15 protein-coding genes and 1 tRNA gene are annotated in these 15,990 nt (G+C 60.3%); 9 read left to right on the forward strand and 7 right to left on the reverse strand.

The features are described from left to right. Positions 1–31 precede the first annotated feature (31 nt). The 3 genes from radC (at position 32) to rpmG (ending at position 1,380) form a co-directional block, all read left to right on the forward strand. Positions 32–706 carry a RadC family protein gene (gene radC / locus D9M09_RS21040; protein WP_070301434.1) on the forward strand — a complete coding sequence of 225 codons (675 nt, stop codon included), beginning with the start codon at positions 32–34 and terminating at the stop codon, positions 704–706. A 247-nt stretch (positions 707–953) separates the two neighbouring features. Next, positions 954–1,190 carry a 50S ribosomal protein L28 gene (gene rpmB, locus D9M09_RS21045; RefSeq protein WP_010400928.1) on the forward strand — a complete coding sequence of 79 codons (237 nt, stop codon included), beginning with the start codon at positions 954–956 and terminating at the stop codon, positions 1,188–1,190. Between the two features lie 22 nt (positions 1,191–1,212). Next, positions 1,213–1,380, forward strand: coding sequence for a 50S ribosomal protein L33 (rpmG, locus tag D9M09_RS21050; protein WP_010400929.1), 168 nt, complete (start codon positions 1,213–1,215; stop codon positions 1,378–1,380). A gap of 149 nt (positions 1,381–1,529) precedes the next feature. Here rpmG and D9M09_RS21055 read toward each other — a convergent pair whose 3' ends face one another. The 5 genes from D9M09_RS21055 to D9M09_RS21075 form a co-directional block, all read right to left on the reverse strand. Further along, positions 1,530–2,738, reverse strand: a complete 1,209-nt coding sequence (locus tag D9M09_RS21055; RefSeq protein ID WP_070224499.1) for a DesA family fatty acid desaturase — start codon at positions 2,736–2,738, stop codon at positions 1,530–1,532. Positions 2,739–2,871: 133 nt separating this feature from the next. Continuing rightward, positions 2,872–4,230 carry a mechanosensitive ion channel family protein gene (locus D9M09_RS21060; protein WP_121670292.1) on the reverse strand — a complete coding sequence of 453 codons (1,359 nt, stop codon included), beginning with the start codon at positions 4,228–4,230 and terminating at the stop codon, positions 2,872–2,874. A 122-nt stretch (positions 4,231–4,352) separates the two neighbouring features. Then, positions 4,353–5,672, reverse strand: coding sequence for an RsmB/NOP family class I SAM-dependent RNA methyltransferase (locus D9M09_RS21065; RefSeq protein ID WP_070224497.1), 1,320 nt, complete (start codon positions 5,670–5,672; stop codon positions 4,353–4,355). Between the two features lie 21 nt (positions 5,673–5,693). Continuing rightward, positions 5,694–6,302 carry a phosphoribosylglycinamide formyltransferase gene (gene purN, locus D9M09_RS21070; protein WP_121670293.1) on the reverse strand — a complete coding sequence of 203 codons (609 nt, stop codon included), beginning with the start codon at positions 6,300–6,302 and terminating at the stop codon, positions 5,694–5,696. 156 nt (positions 6,303–6,458) lie between these two features. Continuing rightward, the gene (locus D9M09_RS21075; protein WP_034747450.1) at positions 6,459–6,857 is read right to left on the reverse strand and encodes a barstar family protein; all 399 of its coding nucleotides are present in this window, start codon (positions 6,855–6,857) and stop codon (positions 6,459–6,461) included. A gap of 401 nt (positions 6,858–7,258) precedes the next feature. Here D9M09_RS21075 and D9M09_RS21080 point away from each other — a divergent pair, with 401 nt between their 5' ends. From D9M09_RS21080 to D9M09_RS21110, 6 genes are all read left to right on the forward strand, one after another. Further along, the gene (locus tag D9M09_RS21080; RefSeq protein WP_070224495.1) at positions 7,259–7,771 is read left to right on the forward strand and encodes a glycine zipper 2TM domain-containing protein; all 513 of its coding nucleotides are present in this window, start codon (positions 7,259–7,261) and stop codon (positions 7,769–7,771) included. 97 nt (positions 7,772–7,868) lie between these two features. Then, on the forward strand, positions 7,869–8,657 hold the full coding sequence (locus D9M09_RS21085; RefSeq protein WP_121670294.1) for a spermidine synthase: 789 nt from the start codon (positions 7,869–7,871) through the stop codon (positions 8,655–8,657). A 47-nt stretch (positions 8,658–8,704) separates the two neighbouring features. Continuing rightward, positions 8,705–10,471: a GspE/PulE family protein gene (locus D9M09_RS21090; RefSeq protein ID WP_121670295.1), complete on the forward strand. Its 1,767-nt coding sequence runs from the start codon at positions 8,705–8,707 to the stop codon at positions 10,469–10,471. Between the two features lie 68 nt (positions 10,472–10,539). Beyond that, positions 10,540–10,615 (forward strand) — tRNA-Lys (locus D9M09_RS21095). Positions 10,616–11,259: 644 nt separating this feature from the next. Then, positions 11,260–13,710, forward strand: a complete 2,451-nt coding sequence (locus D9M09_RS29190; protein WP_162995760.1) for a BACON domain-containing protein — start codon at positions 11,260–11,262, stop codon at positions 13,708–13,710. Positions 13,711–14,005: 295 nt separating this feature from the next. Then, positions 14,006–14,410 (forward strand): hypothetical protein, encoded by a 405-nt coding sequence (locus tag D9M09_RS21110; RefSeq protein WP_139142976.1) that lies wholly within the window; start codon positions 14,006–14,008, stop codon positions 14,408–14,410. A 14-nt stretch (positions 14,411–14,424) separates the two neighbouring features. Here the strand turns inward: D9M09_RS21110 and D9M09_RS21115 are convergent, their stop codons facing one another. Both D9M09_RS21115 and D9M09_RS29395 read right to left on the reverse strand, forming a co-directional pair. Beyond that, positions 14,425–14,928 carry a hypothetical protein gene (locus D9M09_RS21115; RefSeq protein ID WP_121670297.1) on the reverse strand — a complete coding sequence of 168 codons (504 nt, stop codon included), beginning with the start codon at positions 14,926–14,928 and terminating at the stop codon, positions 14,425–14,427. Positions 14,929–14,931: 3 nt separating this feature from the next. Beyond that, positions 14,932–15,978: a lysozyme inhibitor LprI family protein gene (locus D9M09_RS29395; protein ID WP_205602279.1), complete on the reverse strand. Its 1,047-nt coding sequence runs from the start codon at positions 15,976–15,978 to the stop codon at positions 14,932–14,934. Positions 15,979–15,990: the final 12 nt, after the last annotated feature.

Genomic DNA, 15,990 nt, shown 5'->3' on the forward strand with positions numbered 1-15,990 from the left:
GGCGCGCGCCGGTGCCAAACAGGAGAACAGCATGGGCATCAAGGATTGGCCGGCCGGCGAACGGCCGCGCGAACGCCTGATCGAGGATGGCGCGCAATCGCTGTCGGACGCGGAATTGCTGGCCGTCTTCCTGCGCACGGGCGTGCGCGGCAAGAGCGCCGTCGAGCTGGCGCGCGACACGGTCGAGCACTTCGGCTCCCTGCGGGGCCTGTTTGGCGCCAGCCTCGTGAGTTTTTCCGCCGTGCACGGCATGGGCAGCGCCAAGTTCGCGCAGCTGCAAGCGGTGCTGGAACTGGCGCGGCGCGCCATCATCGAGGACTTGCAGGCGGGACAAGCCCTCAATTCGCCGCACGCCGTCAAAGACTATTTGCGCCTGACCCTGGGCAACCTGGCGCATGAAGCGTTTCACGTGTTGTTTTTGGACGTCAAGAACCGCCTGATCACGACACAGGAAATGTTTCGCGGCACCCTCACCCACACCAGCGTGTATCCACGCGAAGTGGTGAAACAGGCGCTGCTGCACAACGCGGCCAGCGTCATGCTGGCCCATAACCACCCGTCCGGCACGCCGGAACCGAGCGAGTCGGATCTATTACTGACGCGCGCGCTGGTGCAAGCCCTGTCGCTGGTGGACGTGCGCATCCTCGACCATTTCGTCGTGGCCGGGCGGCAAGTGCATTCGTTTGCGGAACACGGCCAGATCTAAGCCGGCGCCAGCCGATTCACAGTTAACCATGTGTAAACAAGGACATACGTGGCAGCAGAGGGACTGTTATCTAGCAGTAAACGACGCGGTTTACCAGCGGTTTCCCTATGAAGAATAGGCAAACGTCAAATTGTTAAATTTTTTCAATACAGCGTGACACAATTGTTTTTCGCAAGTCATTGATAAATCTGCTTATTTTGGATATACTCTCGTTTTTCCAATTTGGAATATCTTTAAGGAGTGCGCCATGGCACGTGTTTGCCAAGTCACTGGGAAGAAGCCGATGGTCGGCAACAATGTTTCCCATGCAAACAACAAAACCAAACGTCGTTTTTTGCCTAACTTGCAGAATCGTCGTATTTTTGTTGAATCTGAAAACCGCTGGGTCTCCCTGCGTTTGTCCAACGCCGGTCTGCGCGTCATCGATAAAGTCGGCATCGACGCCGTATTGGTCGATATGCGCGCTCGTGGCGAAAAAGTCTAATTAGCAGAATAAGGGAGCTATCATGGCAAAATCAGGCCGCGACAAAATCAAGTTAGAATCGACCGCCGGTACGGGTCACTTCTACACGACTACCAAAAACAAGCGTACGACGCCTGCGAAAATGGAGATCATGAAATTCGATCCTAAAGCACGCAAGCACGTCACTTACAAAGAAACCAAAATCAAGTAATTGATCTTGTGTTCTGTAAAAAGAGCCGCTCCGATGAGCGGTTTTTTTTCGCCCTGATTTTCAGCCGGCTCCCCTCGCCTTGTGCCGGGACGAAAAAAAGGCCCTGGAAACCAGGGCCTTGATATGCGGCAGCTTACCTATGCATAACCTTATGCATAACTGCGCAGGCGCAAGGAGAAGTCCTGCAGCGACTGGATACCCGACGCTTCGGCGCGCGCGCACCAGTCTTGCAGCTTCTGCAGCAATTGCTCGCGCGTAAAGTGCGAGCGCTCCCAGATGGCGCCCAGCTCGACGCGCATGTGGTGCATGGTTTCCAGCGCCTTGCTGTGCTGGAACAGTTCCGACAACTGCTCATGGTGCGCATCGGCCAGCTTGCCCGGCTCGCGCTGCATCAGCTTGCGCGACGATTTCAGGAAGCGCTTTTCCAGCTCGGCCTTGTGCTTCAGGTGTTCCAGCTCTTCCTTCCAGGCATGCTTGATCGATTTCGCATACTTGGCCATCACGTCGTAGCGGTTGGCGATGACCGATTGCAAGGTCTCGAAGTCCGCTTCCAGCTTGCCGTGCGAGAACTTCGGTTCCGGCGCCAGCTTTTTCACCTTGGCCAGGCCCAGCATTTCCAGCGCGCGGATGTACGCCCAGCCGATATCGATTTCATACCATTTCGACGACAGCTTGGCCGACGTCGCATAGGTATGGTGATTGTTGTGCAACTCTTCGCCGCCGATCAGGATGCCGAACGGAATGATGTTGGTGGCCGCATCGGCGCAGTCGTAGTTGCGGTAGCCCCAGTAGTGGCCGATGCCGTTGATGATGCCGGCCGCCGTGATGGGGATCCACATCATTTGCACAGCCCACACGGAAATGCCGATCACGCCGAACAACACGAAATTGATGACGAACAGCGACACCACGCCCAGCCAGCTGTACTTGGTGTACAGGTTGCGCTCGATCCAGTCCGTCGGCGTGCCGTGGCCATACTTGGCCATGGTTTCCATGTTCTTCGATTCAGCGCGGTACAGCTCGGCGCCTTCCCAGAACACTTTCTTGATGCCGCGCGTCACGGGGCTGTGCGGATCTTCTTCCGTATCGCACTTGGCATGGTGCTTGCGGTGAATGGCCGCCCACTCCTTGGTGACCTGGCCCGTCGTCAGCCACAGCCAGAAACGGAAGAAATGGCTGGGAATCGCATGCAATTCCAGCGCGCGGTGGGCCTGGTGGCGGTGCAGGTAAATCGTGACGCTGGCGATCGTGATGTGCGTGACCACCATGGTGTACAGGAAAACTTGCCATGCGGACAGATCGGTAATGCCAGTGGCCATGAACTGCAAAACGTCGTGTAAAACGGAACTCAATGTCATTACTACTACTCCAAGTGGACAGGGCGTGCGCACGGTCGCTCCAGTGACTCTGGAGGTCCGGCAGAGTTAATTTTAGGCGTGATTGTACGCCCTAATGGGTGCTATCAGGCAAAAACGGAGGCAGGCAGCGAGGTTAAGGCTGGGTGCCGGATGGCGGGGACTCACCGTCTGCCGCGCTGGCGAGCGGGGCAGGAGGCGTACCAACAATACGCAATTCGCGTTGCGGAAACGGTACAGTGACCTTATGTTCCTGCAAGGTGCGCCAGATGGCGCGGTTCACATTCGACTTCACTCCGCCCGTGCCGTTTTCCGGATCCGCGATCCAGAAACCGATCTGCACGTCGAGACCGTCGGCGCCGAAACGCACGAGCGTCGCCGAGGGCGGATTGCTTTGCGACACACGCGGCACCTTGGCCGTCGCCGCTTCCAGCAAGGGGAAGATGACATCGAGATCCGTTTCATAGCCCACCGACACGGCCGTCGACAGCCAGACCATGCGGTTGCTCAGCGACATGTTCTGCACGCCGCCGGAAATCAGCATCTCATTCGGCACAATGGATTCAACGCCATCGCCACCCAATAACACAGTATAGCGCGTATTGATCTGCGTGACCTTGCCCGTGAATTGACCGACGGTGATCATGTCGCCGATGGTCAGGCTGCGGTCGAGCAGGATGATGAAACCGGACACAAAGTTCGCGGCGATCTTTTGCAAGCCGAAGCCCAGCGCCACGCCGAAGGCGCCGCCAAATACGGACAACACCGTCAAGTCGATGCCCACCAGCGACAGGCTGACCAGCACGGAAACGAGAATCAGCACGGCGCGCCCCATGCGCGACAGCACCACGCGCAGGGACGTGTGCAAGCCCTGCATTTTCATCAGGCGCTCGTCGAGCGAGGTGCCGGCCCACATGGCCAGCACCAGCAGCACGGCGACCGAAATAGCGGCTTGCAAGATGGCAGCCACGGACACCTTGTTGCGTCCCAGCGGCACGACGATGCTTTCCAGGAAGGTATGCAGTTCCGGCCACAGGCCCGTGATGTACAGGGCCATGCCGGCCCACACCACCACCGTGAAAATCTTTTCCAGCAACAACATGGTGGGACTGATGTCGCCATGACGGGCAAAAATGCGGCGCAGCACATAAAAGCCGAAGCGCACCAGCGCCATCGACGTGCACAGGGGGATGGCAATGCTGAGCAGGTTCACCGACTGGAACTTGGCCAGGAAATGTTGCGCAATGCCCAGCAGCATGGCCGCCAGCACGGGCGTCAAAATGCGGATGAAACTATCCGTGCGCTGCAGGGTTTCCGGCGTGGCGGGCGTGGCCGCCGCTTCCGACCGCTTATGCAGGAACACGCGCAACTGCCGCACCAGCAGCCAGCTCAGCGCCAGGCAGGCAAGGATGACCAGCGCCTGCCACAGGATGGCCGGTTGGCGGAAATCGTCGACAAAATCAGTGATCAGGTTGAGCAGCGGGGTTTCATTCATGGCGGATGCGGTCCGGAAGGTGGGGCGAAGGTGGTACGGATGGGGAGTGATCCCATGCCGCCAGGCGGGCTGGCGGCATTGAAGGGCGCCGCTGCAGGGTGCAGCGGCGGCCCGTGACAGGCTTACTCGGCTGGTTCAGCGTCAACGTCGTCGGCCGGCTTTTCATCGGCGTAGACTTTTTTCGGCATGACCTTGCGCTCGAACACGGCGGCGAAGAAGCCGTCCGTCTGGTGCAGGTGCGGCAGCAATTTCAGGTAGTCGCCCATTTCCAGTTCGATCTTCTGTTCGGCCAGCACCTTGCTCATCGGCACCAGGGTGAAGTCGGGGTTGGCCGCCAGGAATTGCTCGGCGATCTGATCGTTTTCTTCGTTCAGGAAGCTGCAGGTGGCGTACACCAGGCGGCCGCCGCCCTTGACCAGGCGCGCCGCGCCGGCCAGGATCGCTGCCTGCTTGGCTTGCAGCTCGACGATGGAGTTCGGCTGCTGGCGCCATTTGACGTCCGGATTGCGGCGCAGGGTGCCCAGGCCGCTGCACGGGGCATCGACCAGCACGCGGTCGATCTTGCCGGCCAGGCGCTTGATCTTGGCATCGCGCTCATGCGCGATCTGCACCGGATGCACGTTCGACAGGCCGCTGCGGGCCATGCGCGGCTTGAGCTTGGCCAGACGCTTTTCCGACACGTCGAACGCGTACAGACGGCCCGTGTTGCGCATCAGCGCGCCCAGCGCCAGGGTCTTGCCGCCCGCGCCGGCACAGAAATCGACCACCATCTCGCCGCGCTTGGCGCCGACGATCTGCGACAGGATCTGGCTGCCCTCATCCTGCACTTCGATGGCCCCGCTCTGGAACAATGGCAGGTTTTGCAGCGATGGCTTCTTGATCACGCGCAAACCCAGCGGCGCAAACGGCGTCGGCGTGCTGAGAATCGGCGCTTCGGCCAGGGCCAGCATCACGTCTTCGCGCGTGGCCTTGAGCGAATTGACGCGCAAGTCCAGCGGCGCCGGCGCGTTCAGCGCATCGGCCAGCTTCATGGTTTCCGCTTCGCCGAACTGGGCGATCAGCTTGTCGAACAGCCAGGTCGGCATATTGGCGCGCATGTTCGCCGGCATCAGGCTGCGGTCGATCTGCGTGATGCGTTCCAGCCATTCCACTTCTTCTTCCGTCAGGCCGCCCAAGGAGTCGGCGCCCACGGCTTCGGCCAGGCCGAGGATGGTCAGGCGGCGCATGGTCGGGCCGCTGCCCGCTTCGGCGAAATCGGTAAAGAACGATTTATTGCGCAGCACGGCATAAATGCCTTCGGCGATGGCGCCGCGTTCGCGCGAACCGAGGCGCGGATGGTCGCGGAAATAGCGCGACAAGGTCGTGTCGGCCGGGGCCGTGAAACGTAAAATTTCGCGCAACACTTCTTCAGCATTGGCAAGTATCGCTGGTGGCAATCTCATTGTTATTCTTCCTGTAATATTTTATTGAGGGTCCACGCGGACCTGGCCATGCTCGACCGACAGTTTATCGTCAATGAACAGGCGGATGGCGCGCGGGTAAAGCAGATGTTCCTGTACCAGCACGCGCGCCGATAAGCTGTCTTCTGTGTCGCCCGGCAAGACGGGGACTGTTACGCTCGCCACGGCCGGGCCATGATCGAGCTCGGCAGTCACGAAATGCACGGTCGCGCCGTGTTCCGTTACGCCCGCCTCGAGCGCCTGGCGGTGCGTCGCCATGCCCGGGAACAGCGGCAGCAGCGACGGGTGGATATTGAGCATGCGCCCCGCGTAATGTTCGACGAAGGGCGGCGTCAGGATGCGCATGAAACCGGCCAGCACGACCAGGTCGGGGGTGTAGCCGTCGATCACGGCCTGCAGCGCCGCATCGAACTGTTCGCGGCTGGCATAATCCTTGTTGGCAACAACTGCCGTCGCTATCCCATGTTCCGCGGCAAAAACCAGTCCCTGGGCGTCGGCCCGGTTACTGATGACGGCGGCAATACGGGCTGGCCATTGCTCGGCTTGCGCCGCGCGCACGACCGCTTCCATGTTGCTGCCGCGTCCGGAAATGAGGATAACGATATTTTTCATAGCGCGCATTGTACCCGCTATGGCGATGCGAACCAAGAAAGGCCGCTATTATTGTTGCGGCGCAACATAGCGACCGGGCCGCCGCCGCTGCCCGATTACGCCGCCCGATCAGGGCATGAAAGGCTGGTTTGACGCCTCCGCGGCGTGAGTAGGTGCTTACTCGAACGAATAGAAGACGCGGAACGGGACTTTCTTTTCGGCCCAGTAGTCGGCCGCGTCGCGGAACACGTCGAGCAGGATCTCGCGCGCTTCCTTGTCGAATTTTTGCGTATTTGGCAATTGCTCGAGCACCACCAGGAAGCCCGTCTGCGTGCCCGCCTTGAACATGGTGTCCGTCAGGCACAGGCGCAGGGCATCGAAATTCTTCGCCAGGTTTTTCGGAAACAGGAAGGCTTCCGCAATAATGCCGATGACTTGTTGTTTGGTCTGTCCAGCGTTGCAATGCGCATATAAAAAGTGCTGCCCGAGACGGATCGCCTCGTCTTGTAATTCGGTCACGCGAAAGGCACGGATGGACTGGACAAGGTTGGGCGGCACGGTTAGTAACAAACTCATTTTTCCCTCAAATCGACCTGTTATGTATGGATTTTTTCTAGCTGCTCGTCTTATTGCATCCCCGCACGCGGGTCAATGCGCACGCGGTGATTCGATCTGTATCAACTTTTATGCGATTCAGTGCGATTTTATATAAGCCATACGCGTATTAGGGTAACGTGTTGTCCTGCATGAATCAACCCGAATATGATGTCAAACGCAAGATTTGTTACAAACCGCTGGTTTCAAGTCACTTCAACATCTTGTATCGATTGAAAGTGCATGTTACAGACTGTGGGGCAAGGGGCTTGGGCTGTTACATTTTGTTGCCATGCGAAACACTTGCCCCGGTCTGGCGGGATTACTATAGTCCCAAGTTGTAAAAAATACCCTGAAAGATTCTCTAGATAACGAGGTTACAAATGAACTTGCAAGCCAAATTGATGTTGTCAGCCGTTTGTCTCGGCACATTGCCACTCGCCCAGGCCGCCGACTTTGAAGATTTCGGCAAGGTCGTACGCGTCGTGCCGCAAGTGGAACAGATCAACCGTCCACGCCAGGAATGCCGTACGGAATACGTGCAAGTCCAGGCACCGCCGCAACAGCGCAGCGCTGGCGGCTCCATCGTCGGCGGTATCGCCGGCGCCCTGCTCGGTAGCCAGGTCGGTGGCGGCAATGGCCGCACGGCAGCAGCAGCGGCGGGCGCGATCGCCGGCGCCGTCGTGGGCGACCGCGTCGACAACCAGAACAATTACCAGGGCGGCATGCAGGAACAAGCCGTCAAGCAATGCCGCCAAGTCGACCACTGGGAATCGCGCAACAATGGCTACCAGGTCACCTACGACTACCGCGGCCGCAACTACACGAGCATCATGTCCTACGATCCGGGCGAGCGCATCCGTCTGCGCGTCTCGATCGAGCCAGCTCAGCAGTAAGCGTAACAACCGGCCCCTACCATGCCAGCCCCAGCGGCTGGCATTTTTTATGGCGCCCCGGCACGGGCTATAATGCGGCACACTTTCAGGCCGCCCTATGCTTATCAAACGAAAATCCATCGAACAAGTCGAATCCTCGCGCCCTGCGCGCAAGCCCCGCTACGCCCCTGTCACGCTGTCGGAAATGGATGGCGTGCGTTATCTGCATTTCGGCACGGAATGGGTGCAGGGCGCCATGCGCATCCGCAAGCCGGACTGGCCGGAGCTCGAATATGCGCAGCAGATGATGGCGTGGATGCTGTGGATCGAGCAGCCGCAGCGCATCGCCCAGCTGGGCCTGGGCACGGCCGCGCTGACCAAGTTCTGCTACCGCCAGTTCCCGCAGGCGCAAGTCGAGGCCATCGAACTCAATCCTTCCGTCATCGCCATCTGCGCCTCGATGTTCAAGCTGCCGCCCAACGACGAGCGCCTGCACGTGCGCGAGATGGATGCGCTCGACTACGTCAACGATGAAGCCAACCACGGCACCCTGGACGCCCTGCAAGTGGACCTGTACGACGCCACGGCACGCGGTCCCGTGCTCGACAGCGCCGATTTCTATGCCGCCTGCTGCGCTTGCCTGGCGCCGCACGGCATCATGACGGTCAACCTGTTCGGCGACCATCCCAGCTACGCAAAGAACATCAAGGCGATGAAGTTTGCGTTTGCGCAGGTGATCTGCCTGCCGGAAGTCCATGATGGGAACGTAGTGGCGATCGCGTTCAAGACGAAAGTGGCACTCGATGCCGAAGCGCAAGCCGCCTTGCTGGAACGCGCCAAGCAGATCGTCGCCGAGACGAAGCTGCCCGCCAAGACCTGGGTCAAGGGCATCGTCAGCACCCTGTAAGCGCCGGCATTACCAGGCTAGGCCGGCAGTCCTGAAAGACGCCGGCCATGCCCGCTTCCCCGCCTCCCTCTCCCATCTCGCCCGACACGCCGCTGGAACTGCCGCAACTGCTGGCCTGGCTTCAGGAAGACGGCTTGCTCGACGCAGTGCAAGCAGCCGCCATCGCCACCCAGGCCGCCCTGCTGCCGGCGCCCGCCTTGCATCCGCTGTGCAGCATCGCCCACGGCGCACTGACGCTCGATACCCTGTGCGCGTGGCTGGCGCAACGCGCGAGCTTGCCGTATCTGCGCATCGATCCCCTGCACATCGATTTCAGCCAGGTGGCCGACGTCATGACGGCCGGCTACGCGGCCCGCTTCAACATCCTGCCCGTGGAAAGCACGCTTGACCGCATCGTCATCGCCACGGCCCAGCCCTACGCGCTCGCTTGGCAGGCGCAGCTGGGCAACCTGGCGCCGCGCAAGCTGAGCCTGGTCATCGCCAACCCGCTGCACATCGCCGACGCCATCGCGCAATTTTTCAGCCTGGCCACCTCCGTCAAGGTGGCCAGGCAAGCATCCACGCAAGACCTGGCGCTGCGCCACAATTTCGAGCAGCTGGTGGAACTGGGGCGCAACAAGACCAGCCTCGACGCCAACGACCAGCACGTGGTGCGCATCGTCGACTGGCTGTGGCAGTATGCGTTCGCCCAGCGCGCGTCCGACATCCACCTGGAACCGAAGCGCGACGCGGGCCTCGTGCGCCTGCGCATCGACGGCCGCCTGCACCAGGCCTATCAATTGCCGCCCGTCGTCATGCTGGCCATGACGGCGCGCATCAAGTTGCTCGGGCGCATGGATGTGGTGGAAAAGCGCCGCCCCCAGGATGGCCGCATCAAGACGCGCAATGCGCAAGGGCAGGAAATCGAGCTGCGCCTGTCGACCTTGCCCACGGCCTTCGGCGAAAAGCTCGTCATGCGCATCTTCGATCCGGAAGTGGCCGTCAAGAGTCTCGCCGAACTGGGCTTTCCGCCCGCGGACGCCGAACGCTGGCGCCAGCTGACGGCGCGCACGCACGGCATCGTGCTGGTCACGGGTCCCACGGGCTCGGGCAAGACCAGCACCCTGTACAGCACCCTGAAGGCGCTGGCCGGCAGCGAAGTCAATGTGTGCACGGTGGAAGACCCCATCGAAATGGTCGAGCCGGCCTTCAACCAGATGCAGGTGCAAACCCAGGCCGGCATCGAACTGTCGTTTGCCGATGGCGTGCGGGCGCTGATGCGGCAAGATCCCGACATCATCATGGTGGGAGAGATCCGCGACCTGGCCACGGCCGAGATGGCCATCCAGGCGGCGCTGACGGGCCACCTGGTGCTGTCGACCCTGCATACCAACGACGCCCCCTCGGCCGTCATGCGCCTGCTGGAACTGGGTTTGCCCGCCTATCTGCTGGAAGCGTGCCTGATCGGCGTGCTGGCGCAGCGCCTGCTGCGCTGCCTGTGTCCGGCCTGCAAACAGCCGGGCGGCGCCCCGGACGACGCGTCATGGCAGCGCCTGACGGGCGGCCAGCTGGAACGCCCCCGCGCCATGTACCGCCCCGCCGGCTGCCCCCTGTGCCGCCACAGCGGCTACCTGGGGCGGGCCGGCATTTATGAACTGCTGAGCGTGACGGAAACGTTCGGCCAGCTCATCAAGGCGGGCGCCGACCTGCACGCCTTGCGCCGCCAAAGCATCCTCGACGGCATGACGCCGCTGCGCCTCGCCGGCGCGCGCAAGATCATCGATGGCACGACCAGCATCGACGAAGTGTTGAAGCTCACGGCCGCCCTGCATTGAGCCATCTTCATTTTCGTGCAGGAATGCTTTGCATTCTTTTTCAACTGATATATAATGCGGCCTCTTTCGGGTCGTTAGCTCAGCTGGTAGAGCAGCGGACTTTTAATCCGTTGGTCGCAGGTTCGAATCCCGCACGGCCTACCACGAATACAGCAGTACAGATCAGGGTTAGCAAACTATCGTTTGCTAACCCTTTTTTGCGTCTTTATCCGTGATATTGCCCACATGGGGGAAATGTGCCCCGGTCACCGCCAAGTGCAGAAACTCTCCCGGCACTGCCTTAACCCATGTTTCTAAAGGACGGACAAGCAAGCATTGAGCCGCGCCTTGCGCAACACTCCCAAACCCGTGAGGAAATAAGACGCATGCCCATGGCAATGGCGCGCCACCGCGATGCCAACGTGCTCGTTGCAAATACAGCACGCGCTTCCTCCCCTCCAGCATATCCAGCTCGCCAGCTTCAACGATGCCATACAGGCAATGCGTCGAGAATGCCATTACTTGTAAAAAAGAAAATAAATAAAGGAAATTAATTATTGGCAACTAAATGCTATTCAAACAATTTAAAATAAGCAATAATGCCTCTCTCTTAATGATTACCTCCGACAAAAATGGCGTCCGTTCTTTTCAGGTACAGCATTTCGCGCGCACTGGCATACTTGCTCGCAACCACATTAATTGCTGGCTGTGGCGGCGGTGGTAGCCCAAGCGGTGGAGGCGACGGAAGCAGCGGCGTTGCCCCTCCGGTGCCAGTTACCCCGACGCCCACGCCAACATTGACATTCAGCGTGCCGACGGCCGCCGCTACCGCCGATGAGGGGAGCACGAAGGCATTGTCATTGCTAGCGACTGTGAACACGCCATCGGAATTTCAAAATGTAAACAGTGTGTTCGCCTACGTCATCGATACGACAGGCGTGATACTGCCGGAGGTACAATTTTCCCAGCTAAGCCCAGGCAGTTACAGCATTCTGCTCCAGACTGCGCCGACGCTGCCCATCGGAAAACATACAGGCACTTTTTCAGTCAAAGTTTGCAAGGATGCCGCTTGTACGCAACACTTCCCCGGTTCGCCGATGCAGTTGCCATATGCGATCACTGTCGTGCCGATACCCTTGTCACCAATGACAGTGGCGCCACTTGGCCTTCTCAACGCGACCATTTCTGAGGGAAATCCGGCGCCAGCGCCCGTCACTGTCAACGTCAGCGCGAAAAGTCGCACATGGACTGTGAACACGAACGCGGCATGGATCAAGCTCTCGACGGCAGCAGGTAACGGCGTCAGCTCGTTTACTGTCGGCTATGATGTTTCCGCGCTGACATTTGGCGTCCAGACAGGCACTATCGTAGTCACAAGCAGCGACGGGCAAATCGCCTCGCTGCCTGTCAGTGCCGAATTGCTGCCTGCCGCTTTTTCCATTGATCACGGCCAGATTACCTTCAATGGCATCAACGGCGCTCCCATTGCGGCAGCGCCCGTTAAATTTACGGCACCTAACCTAGCGGCGAACTGGAAAGCCACCGCCAGCGCGGCATGGCTAGGAGTGACCCCGACGAGCGGCACCACACCTGCCATTGCATCGGTATATGTCGACCCGGCGAACGGCAAGCTTGCCAGCGGCCGACACGATGCAATGTTAACGATTACCGCACCGAACGTCAGCGACAGCAAAGTTCCTGTCACGCTGAACTTGACGAAAGCCACCTTAACGTCCTCGATTGACAGCATCACGCTGGGAGGACCTTATGGCCGCTCGCCTGCGTCGACAGCAAGCCTGACGCTGAATCTCAACACCATGGCGAACGCTTATCTCTGGTCGTTCTCGGCACTGCCTGCATGGCTGGGCGCGAGCGCTACCAGCGGTACGGTGAATCAGGCTGGCAGCAGCATTATGTTTTCGCAAATCGGCGCCAACCAGCCCATCGGAACCAGTGCCACGACCTTGACCGCGAGCACGCAAGTCAATGGCGATACCATCTCGGTACCAGTCACCATCACCGCCCAGCGCGATACGCGCAAACTGCTGTTCTCGGAAGTCGGCGTCGGGCTGTCTTCCACCCCAGGCTGGTCACGCCTGTCGCGCAAGGTCACCGTGCGCGACAACTTCGGGCTAACCCCTGCATGGACTGCCAGTTCCGACAAGGCATGGCTGTCCGTGCAACGCAGCGGAAATGCGCTGACACTGACGGCCGATCCATCCACTTTACCGGTCGACGCCATCAGCTATGCCACCGTCAGCCTGGCCAGCGAGAATGGTATTCAGACTTCAGAGCAGCTGCATGTTGCGATCTGGAAAGGAAGCGTCACGCCGGCCGTCACGACGAAATTGACGAAGACCTACAGCCACCTCAAGACCGATCCGATCCGACCTTTGCTGTATGCAAACAACGGCACAGGCGATATCGATGTGTATAACATCTATTCCGCCACCCAAGTCGGCACCATCAGCAACCTCGGTGGCGCGATGGGAGACATGACCATCAGCCCGAATGGCCGGCATCTTTACACCTACGATACCGCCAATCGGAATATCATCGTCGTGGACCTGGCTACGCTGACGAAAAAAACCAGTTGGCCAATGGCAGCAGCAGTCCAGCAATCGTCGGCCTTGCTGGCCCTGCGGCCAAATGGCGTAGAGATTGTGGCAGCAGCCGACGGCAAGGCATACCTGGCCAGCACAGGTGCCGTGGCGGGCATGATCGGCAACGCCGACAGCATGGCAGCATCGAGCGACGGAAGCCGCCTCTACTTGCAAGATTCAGGCTATAGCCCGGCATCGGTAAGCGCAATTGTAGTTGACTACGCCGATATTGGTGGCGGTGCCCTGTTCAGCGCTTCGGCGGGCTCCGCCGGCTTCATCAACGGCGCATCGAATGGACAAGACATCGCGGTCAGCGCTGACGGCATGCGCCTGTATGTCGCGTCGGCTGCACCTTACCGCTGCAGCAGCGTAAAACCGTCGGACCTGAGCTTCATCGGCAGCCTCAGCGGCGGAGATGCCTACCCCAACAACGTCGAGGTGGGCAGCGATGATCGCGTTTACTGCGGCATCTCAGGCTGGTATTCGAGCGCCGACGTATGGGTGCACGACGCAAACGGCATGCTGCTCAAGAGTTTCAAGTTTGCCGGGTACGCGAGGAGCCTGATGACCCGCACCCTGGGTATTTCCGCTGATGGACTCATGATGGTGGGCCAGACAGACGACCCCCTGCTGGTATTTGTACCAGTAGGCCCATAAGGGGAGTGGCGGCGGAAATACTCCCTGCCTCGGCTGGTTGAGGTTCTTTTGAATATAGTATTCCTTGTCCATGGCAACGGGAACCATTAATCCCCTCCTGCCACGAAGACAGCAGTACGCACAGGGTTGGCAAACTAGCATTTTCCAACCCTTTTTTGCGTAAATTCGACCAGAGACAAGCTGAGCGAAAGCAGTGCGTGACGGATGCGGAAAGAATCTCCCCGCGAGCAATGCAATCGTGCGCCGCCAGTGCCGATATACTGGCGCATCTGCTGACGATACGGAAAGACGCACTGTGAAACTTGCCACCCTGCTATCCCCCCTGCTGTGCTCTTTGTTGCTGCCCGCCCAGGCGCAAACGCCCATCGTGCTCGACGGCCAGTACAGCGCGCGCACGGACGAGATGAGCCTGGAAATCATCGGCAACCGCGTCTGCTTCGCGCCCGACAAGGCGCAATGGGGCCGCTTGCCCCGCCCTGCCGCCACGCACGATGCGTGGTTTTGTTTCAGCAACGACGCCGAGGCGCGCCGCCTGCTGCGCGTGCCCGCGCGCCAGGCCGACAATTGCGGCTGGCAAGCGCGTGCGCGCATCGTCATCGATACCTATCAACCGTACGTCGAGCAAGGCGACGGCAACGACATGGCGCGCCTGGCGTCAGTGGTCAAAGTGGCGCAGCCGAACGCCATCGCCTGCGAGTAATCAGTTCAGTTCGATCAGTCCAGTTCATACTCCTGCAGATAACGGGCGAACAAGTCCCCATCGGCCAGCGGACACGCAAACCCCGCGCCCCAATCGGCCAGCAGCAACTGCTCTTTCAAGGGCAGCAGCAACAGTTGCGGCATGCCATCGCTGCACCACAGGTTGCACACGATACCTTGCTCGTCCAGGCCCGCAAACAGGGTTTCCGTCTTGTCGCCGCCAAAGGCCAGCACGTTCTTGCATTCCACGCGGTAACTGCTGTAGCCCGTGTAGACGGCGTCATACGGCGGCAAGGCATGGTCCTGCGCCAGGCGCAGCTGCTCGGCCGTCAGGCCCAGCGCGCGCAGTGGCGACGGTGGCGCCTTGATCACGTACATGTCCGTCCAGCCGGCGCCGCTGCGGTGCGCATCGGCGAACGCCTGCTGCTCGCCCATCTGCGTCAAGCAGTGCTGCAAATTATCCAGCGGCAGCAGTTCGATCATGCAATAGTCATCTTCGTGGTAGTACGCTTCGCGCATGCCTCAATTCTCCAGCAAGTCTTGCAATTGCGCATTGCGCCGCGACGTCAGCCGGCCGGCCCAGGTCTCGCTGGTGACGGATGGATAGCGCACGGCGCCAAAATTCATCCAGGCATCGCGGTACGCCAGCCACAGGCGCTGGGTGGCGCGGATGCCGTCCTTATCCACGGCGCCCGCATAGGTGGACGCGGGCTTTTTCATCAGCTTGCCGTAGATGGCGTTGAGCTCCTTGTCGAGTGCCGCCGCCTGCTCCTTCGTCATGCTGGCCGGCAACTTGCCCCCTTCGTACTCACGCAAGTCCTGCGCCAGCAAGTCGAGCTCGGCCGTGCGGGCCGCGATGCTCTGGGCGGCGCGCGCCGTGCCGCTCAAGTCCGTTTCATTGGCCGCGCGCGCGTCGGCAAACTTGCTTGCGGCCGCCTGCAGCTTTTGCAGCGACGCTTGCGCCACGGCAGGCATGCTTGCGCTGACCTTGCCTGTCGCCTGTGCGCGCACGCGCTGCTTTTGCCGCGCATCGATGGCGCTGCACACGCCCATCATGTAGCCGCTGGTAATGTCATCGCACAAGTCGATCATGCCGCGCCCGCTGGCATTGATCTGCTGCAAGTGTTCAATGCGGCCCCGCATCTCGGCCGGTGCCGCGTCGATGCTGCACGCATACTTGAGCGCCAGCAGCGGGTCTTTCTGCACGCCCTGCCCATTCTGGTACAGCATCATCAATACGGCGCTGTTCTGCGTTGCCATCGCGCAATGGCGCGCGGGACGCCAGTCGGCCGGCTTGGGCGAGGACATACTCTTGGTATCGTAATACAGGTCCGTCGCCTGGCATTGCTGCAAGGACGCCACGGCGGACGGCGCCGGCAGGTCGGCCGGCGGCGGCGCCGCATCCTTGACCTTCAGGCAGCCCGCATACCAGGCCGTGCTTTCCGCATGACCCACGCCCATGGCGCTGGTGTTCGGGTACGGTGCTGCGGCGGCGGCAAAAACCGGGGCCGCCAGCAGGCAGCTCACGCCCAGCAATGCCGTTTTCAATAAGGGTAGACAAATTTTCATGTTCTATCAGCG

Source organism: Janthinobacterium agaricidamnosum (assembly GCF_003667705.1).
Lineage (GTDB): Bacteria > Pseudomonadota > Gammaproteobacteria > Burkholderiales > Burkholderiaceae_D > Janthinobacterium.

What these genes read in the sequence shown, in the direction of transcription:
- radC (WP_070301434.1), top strand. Translation starts at nt 32, where the DNA reads ATGGGCATCAAGGATTGGCCGGCCGGCGAACGGCCGCGCGAACGCCTG.
- rpmB (WP_010400928.1), top strand. Translation starts at nt 954, where the DNA reads ATGGCACGTGTTTGCCAAGTCACTGGGAAGAAGCCGATGGTCGGCAAC.
- rpmG (WP_010400929.1), top strand. Translation starts at nt 1,213, where the DNA reads ATGGCAAAATCAGGCCGCGACAAAATCAAGTTAGAATCGACCGCCGGT.
- D9M09_RS21055 (WP_070224499.1), bottom strand. Translation starts at nt 2,738, where the DNA reads ATGACATTGAGTTCCGTTTTACACGACGTTTTGCAGTTCATGGCCACT.
- D9M09_RS21060 (WP_121670292.1), bottom strand. Translation starts at nt 4,230, where the DNA reads ATGAATGAAACCCCGCTGCTCAACCTGATCACTGATTTTGTCGACGAT.
- D9M09_RS21065 (WP_070224497.1), bottom strand. Translation starts at nt 5,672, where the DNA reads ATGAGATTGCCACCAGCGATACTTGCCAATGCTGAAGAAGTGTTGCGC.
- purN (WP_121670293.1), bottom strand. Translation starts at nt 6,302, where the DNA reads ATGAAAAATATCGTTATCCTCATTTCCGGACGCGGCAGCAACATGGAA.
- D9M09_RS21075 (WP_034747450.1), bottom strand. Translation starts at nt 6,857, where the DNA reads ATGAGTTTGTTACTAACCGTGCCGCCCAACCTTGTCCAGTCCATCCGT.
- D9M09_RS21080 (WP_070224495.1), top strand. Translation starts at nt 7,259, where the DNA reads ATGAACTTGCAAGCCAAATTGATGTTGTCAGCCGTTTGTCTCGGCACA.
- D9M09_RS21085 (WP_121670294.1), top strand. Translation starts at nt 7,869, where the DNA reads ATGCTTATCAAACGAAAATCCATCGAACAAGTCGAATCCTCGCGCCCT.
- D9M09_RS21090 (WP_121670295.1), top strand. Translation starts at nt 8,705, where the DNA reads ATGCCCGCTTCCCCGCCTCCCTCTCCCATCTCGCCCGACACGCCGCTG.
- D9M09_RS21115 (WP_121670297.1), bottom strand. Translation starts at nt 14,928, where the DNA reads ATGCGCGAAGCGTACTACCACGAAGATGACTATTGCATGATCGAACTG.
- D9M09_RS29395 (WP_205602279.1), bottom strand. Translation starts at nt 15,978, where the DNA reads ATGAAAATTTGTCTACCCTTATTGAAAACGGCATTGCTGGGCGTGAGC.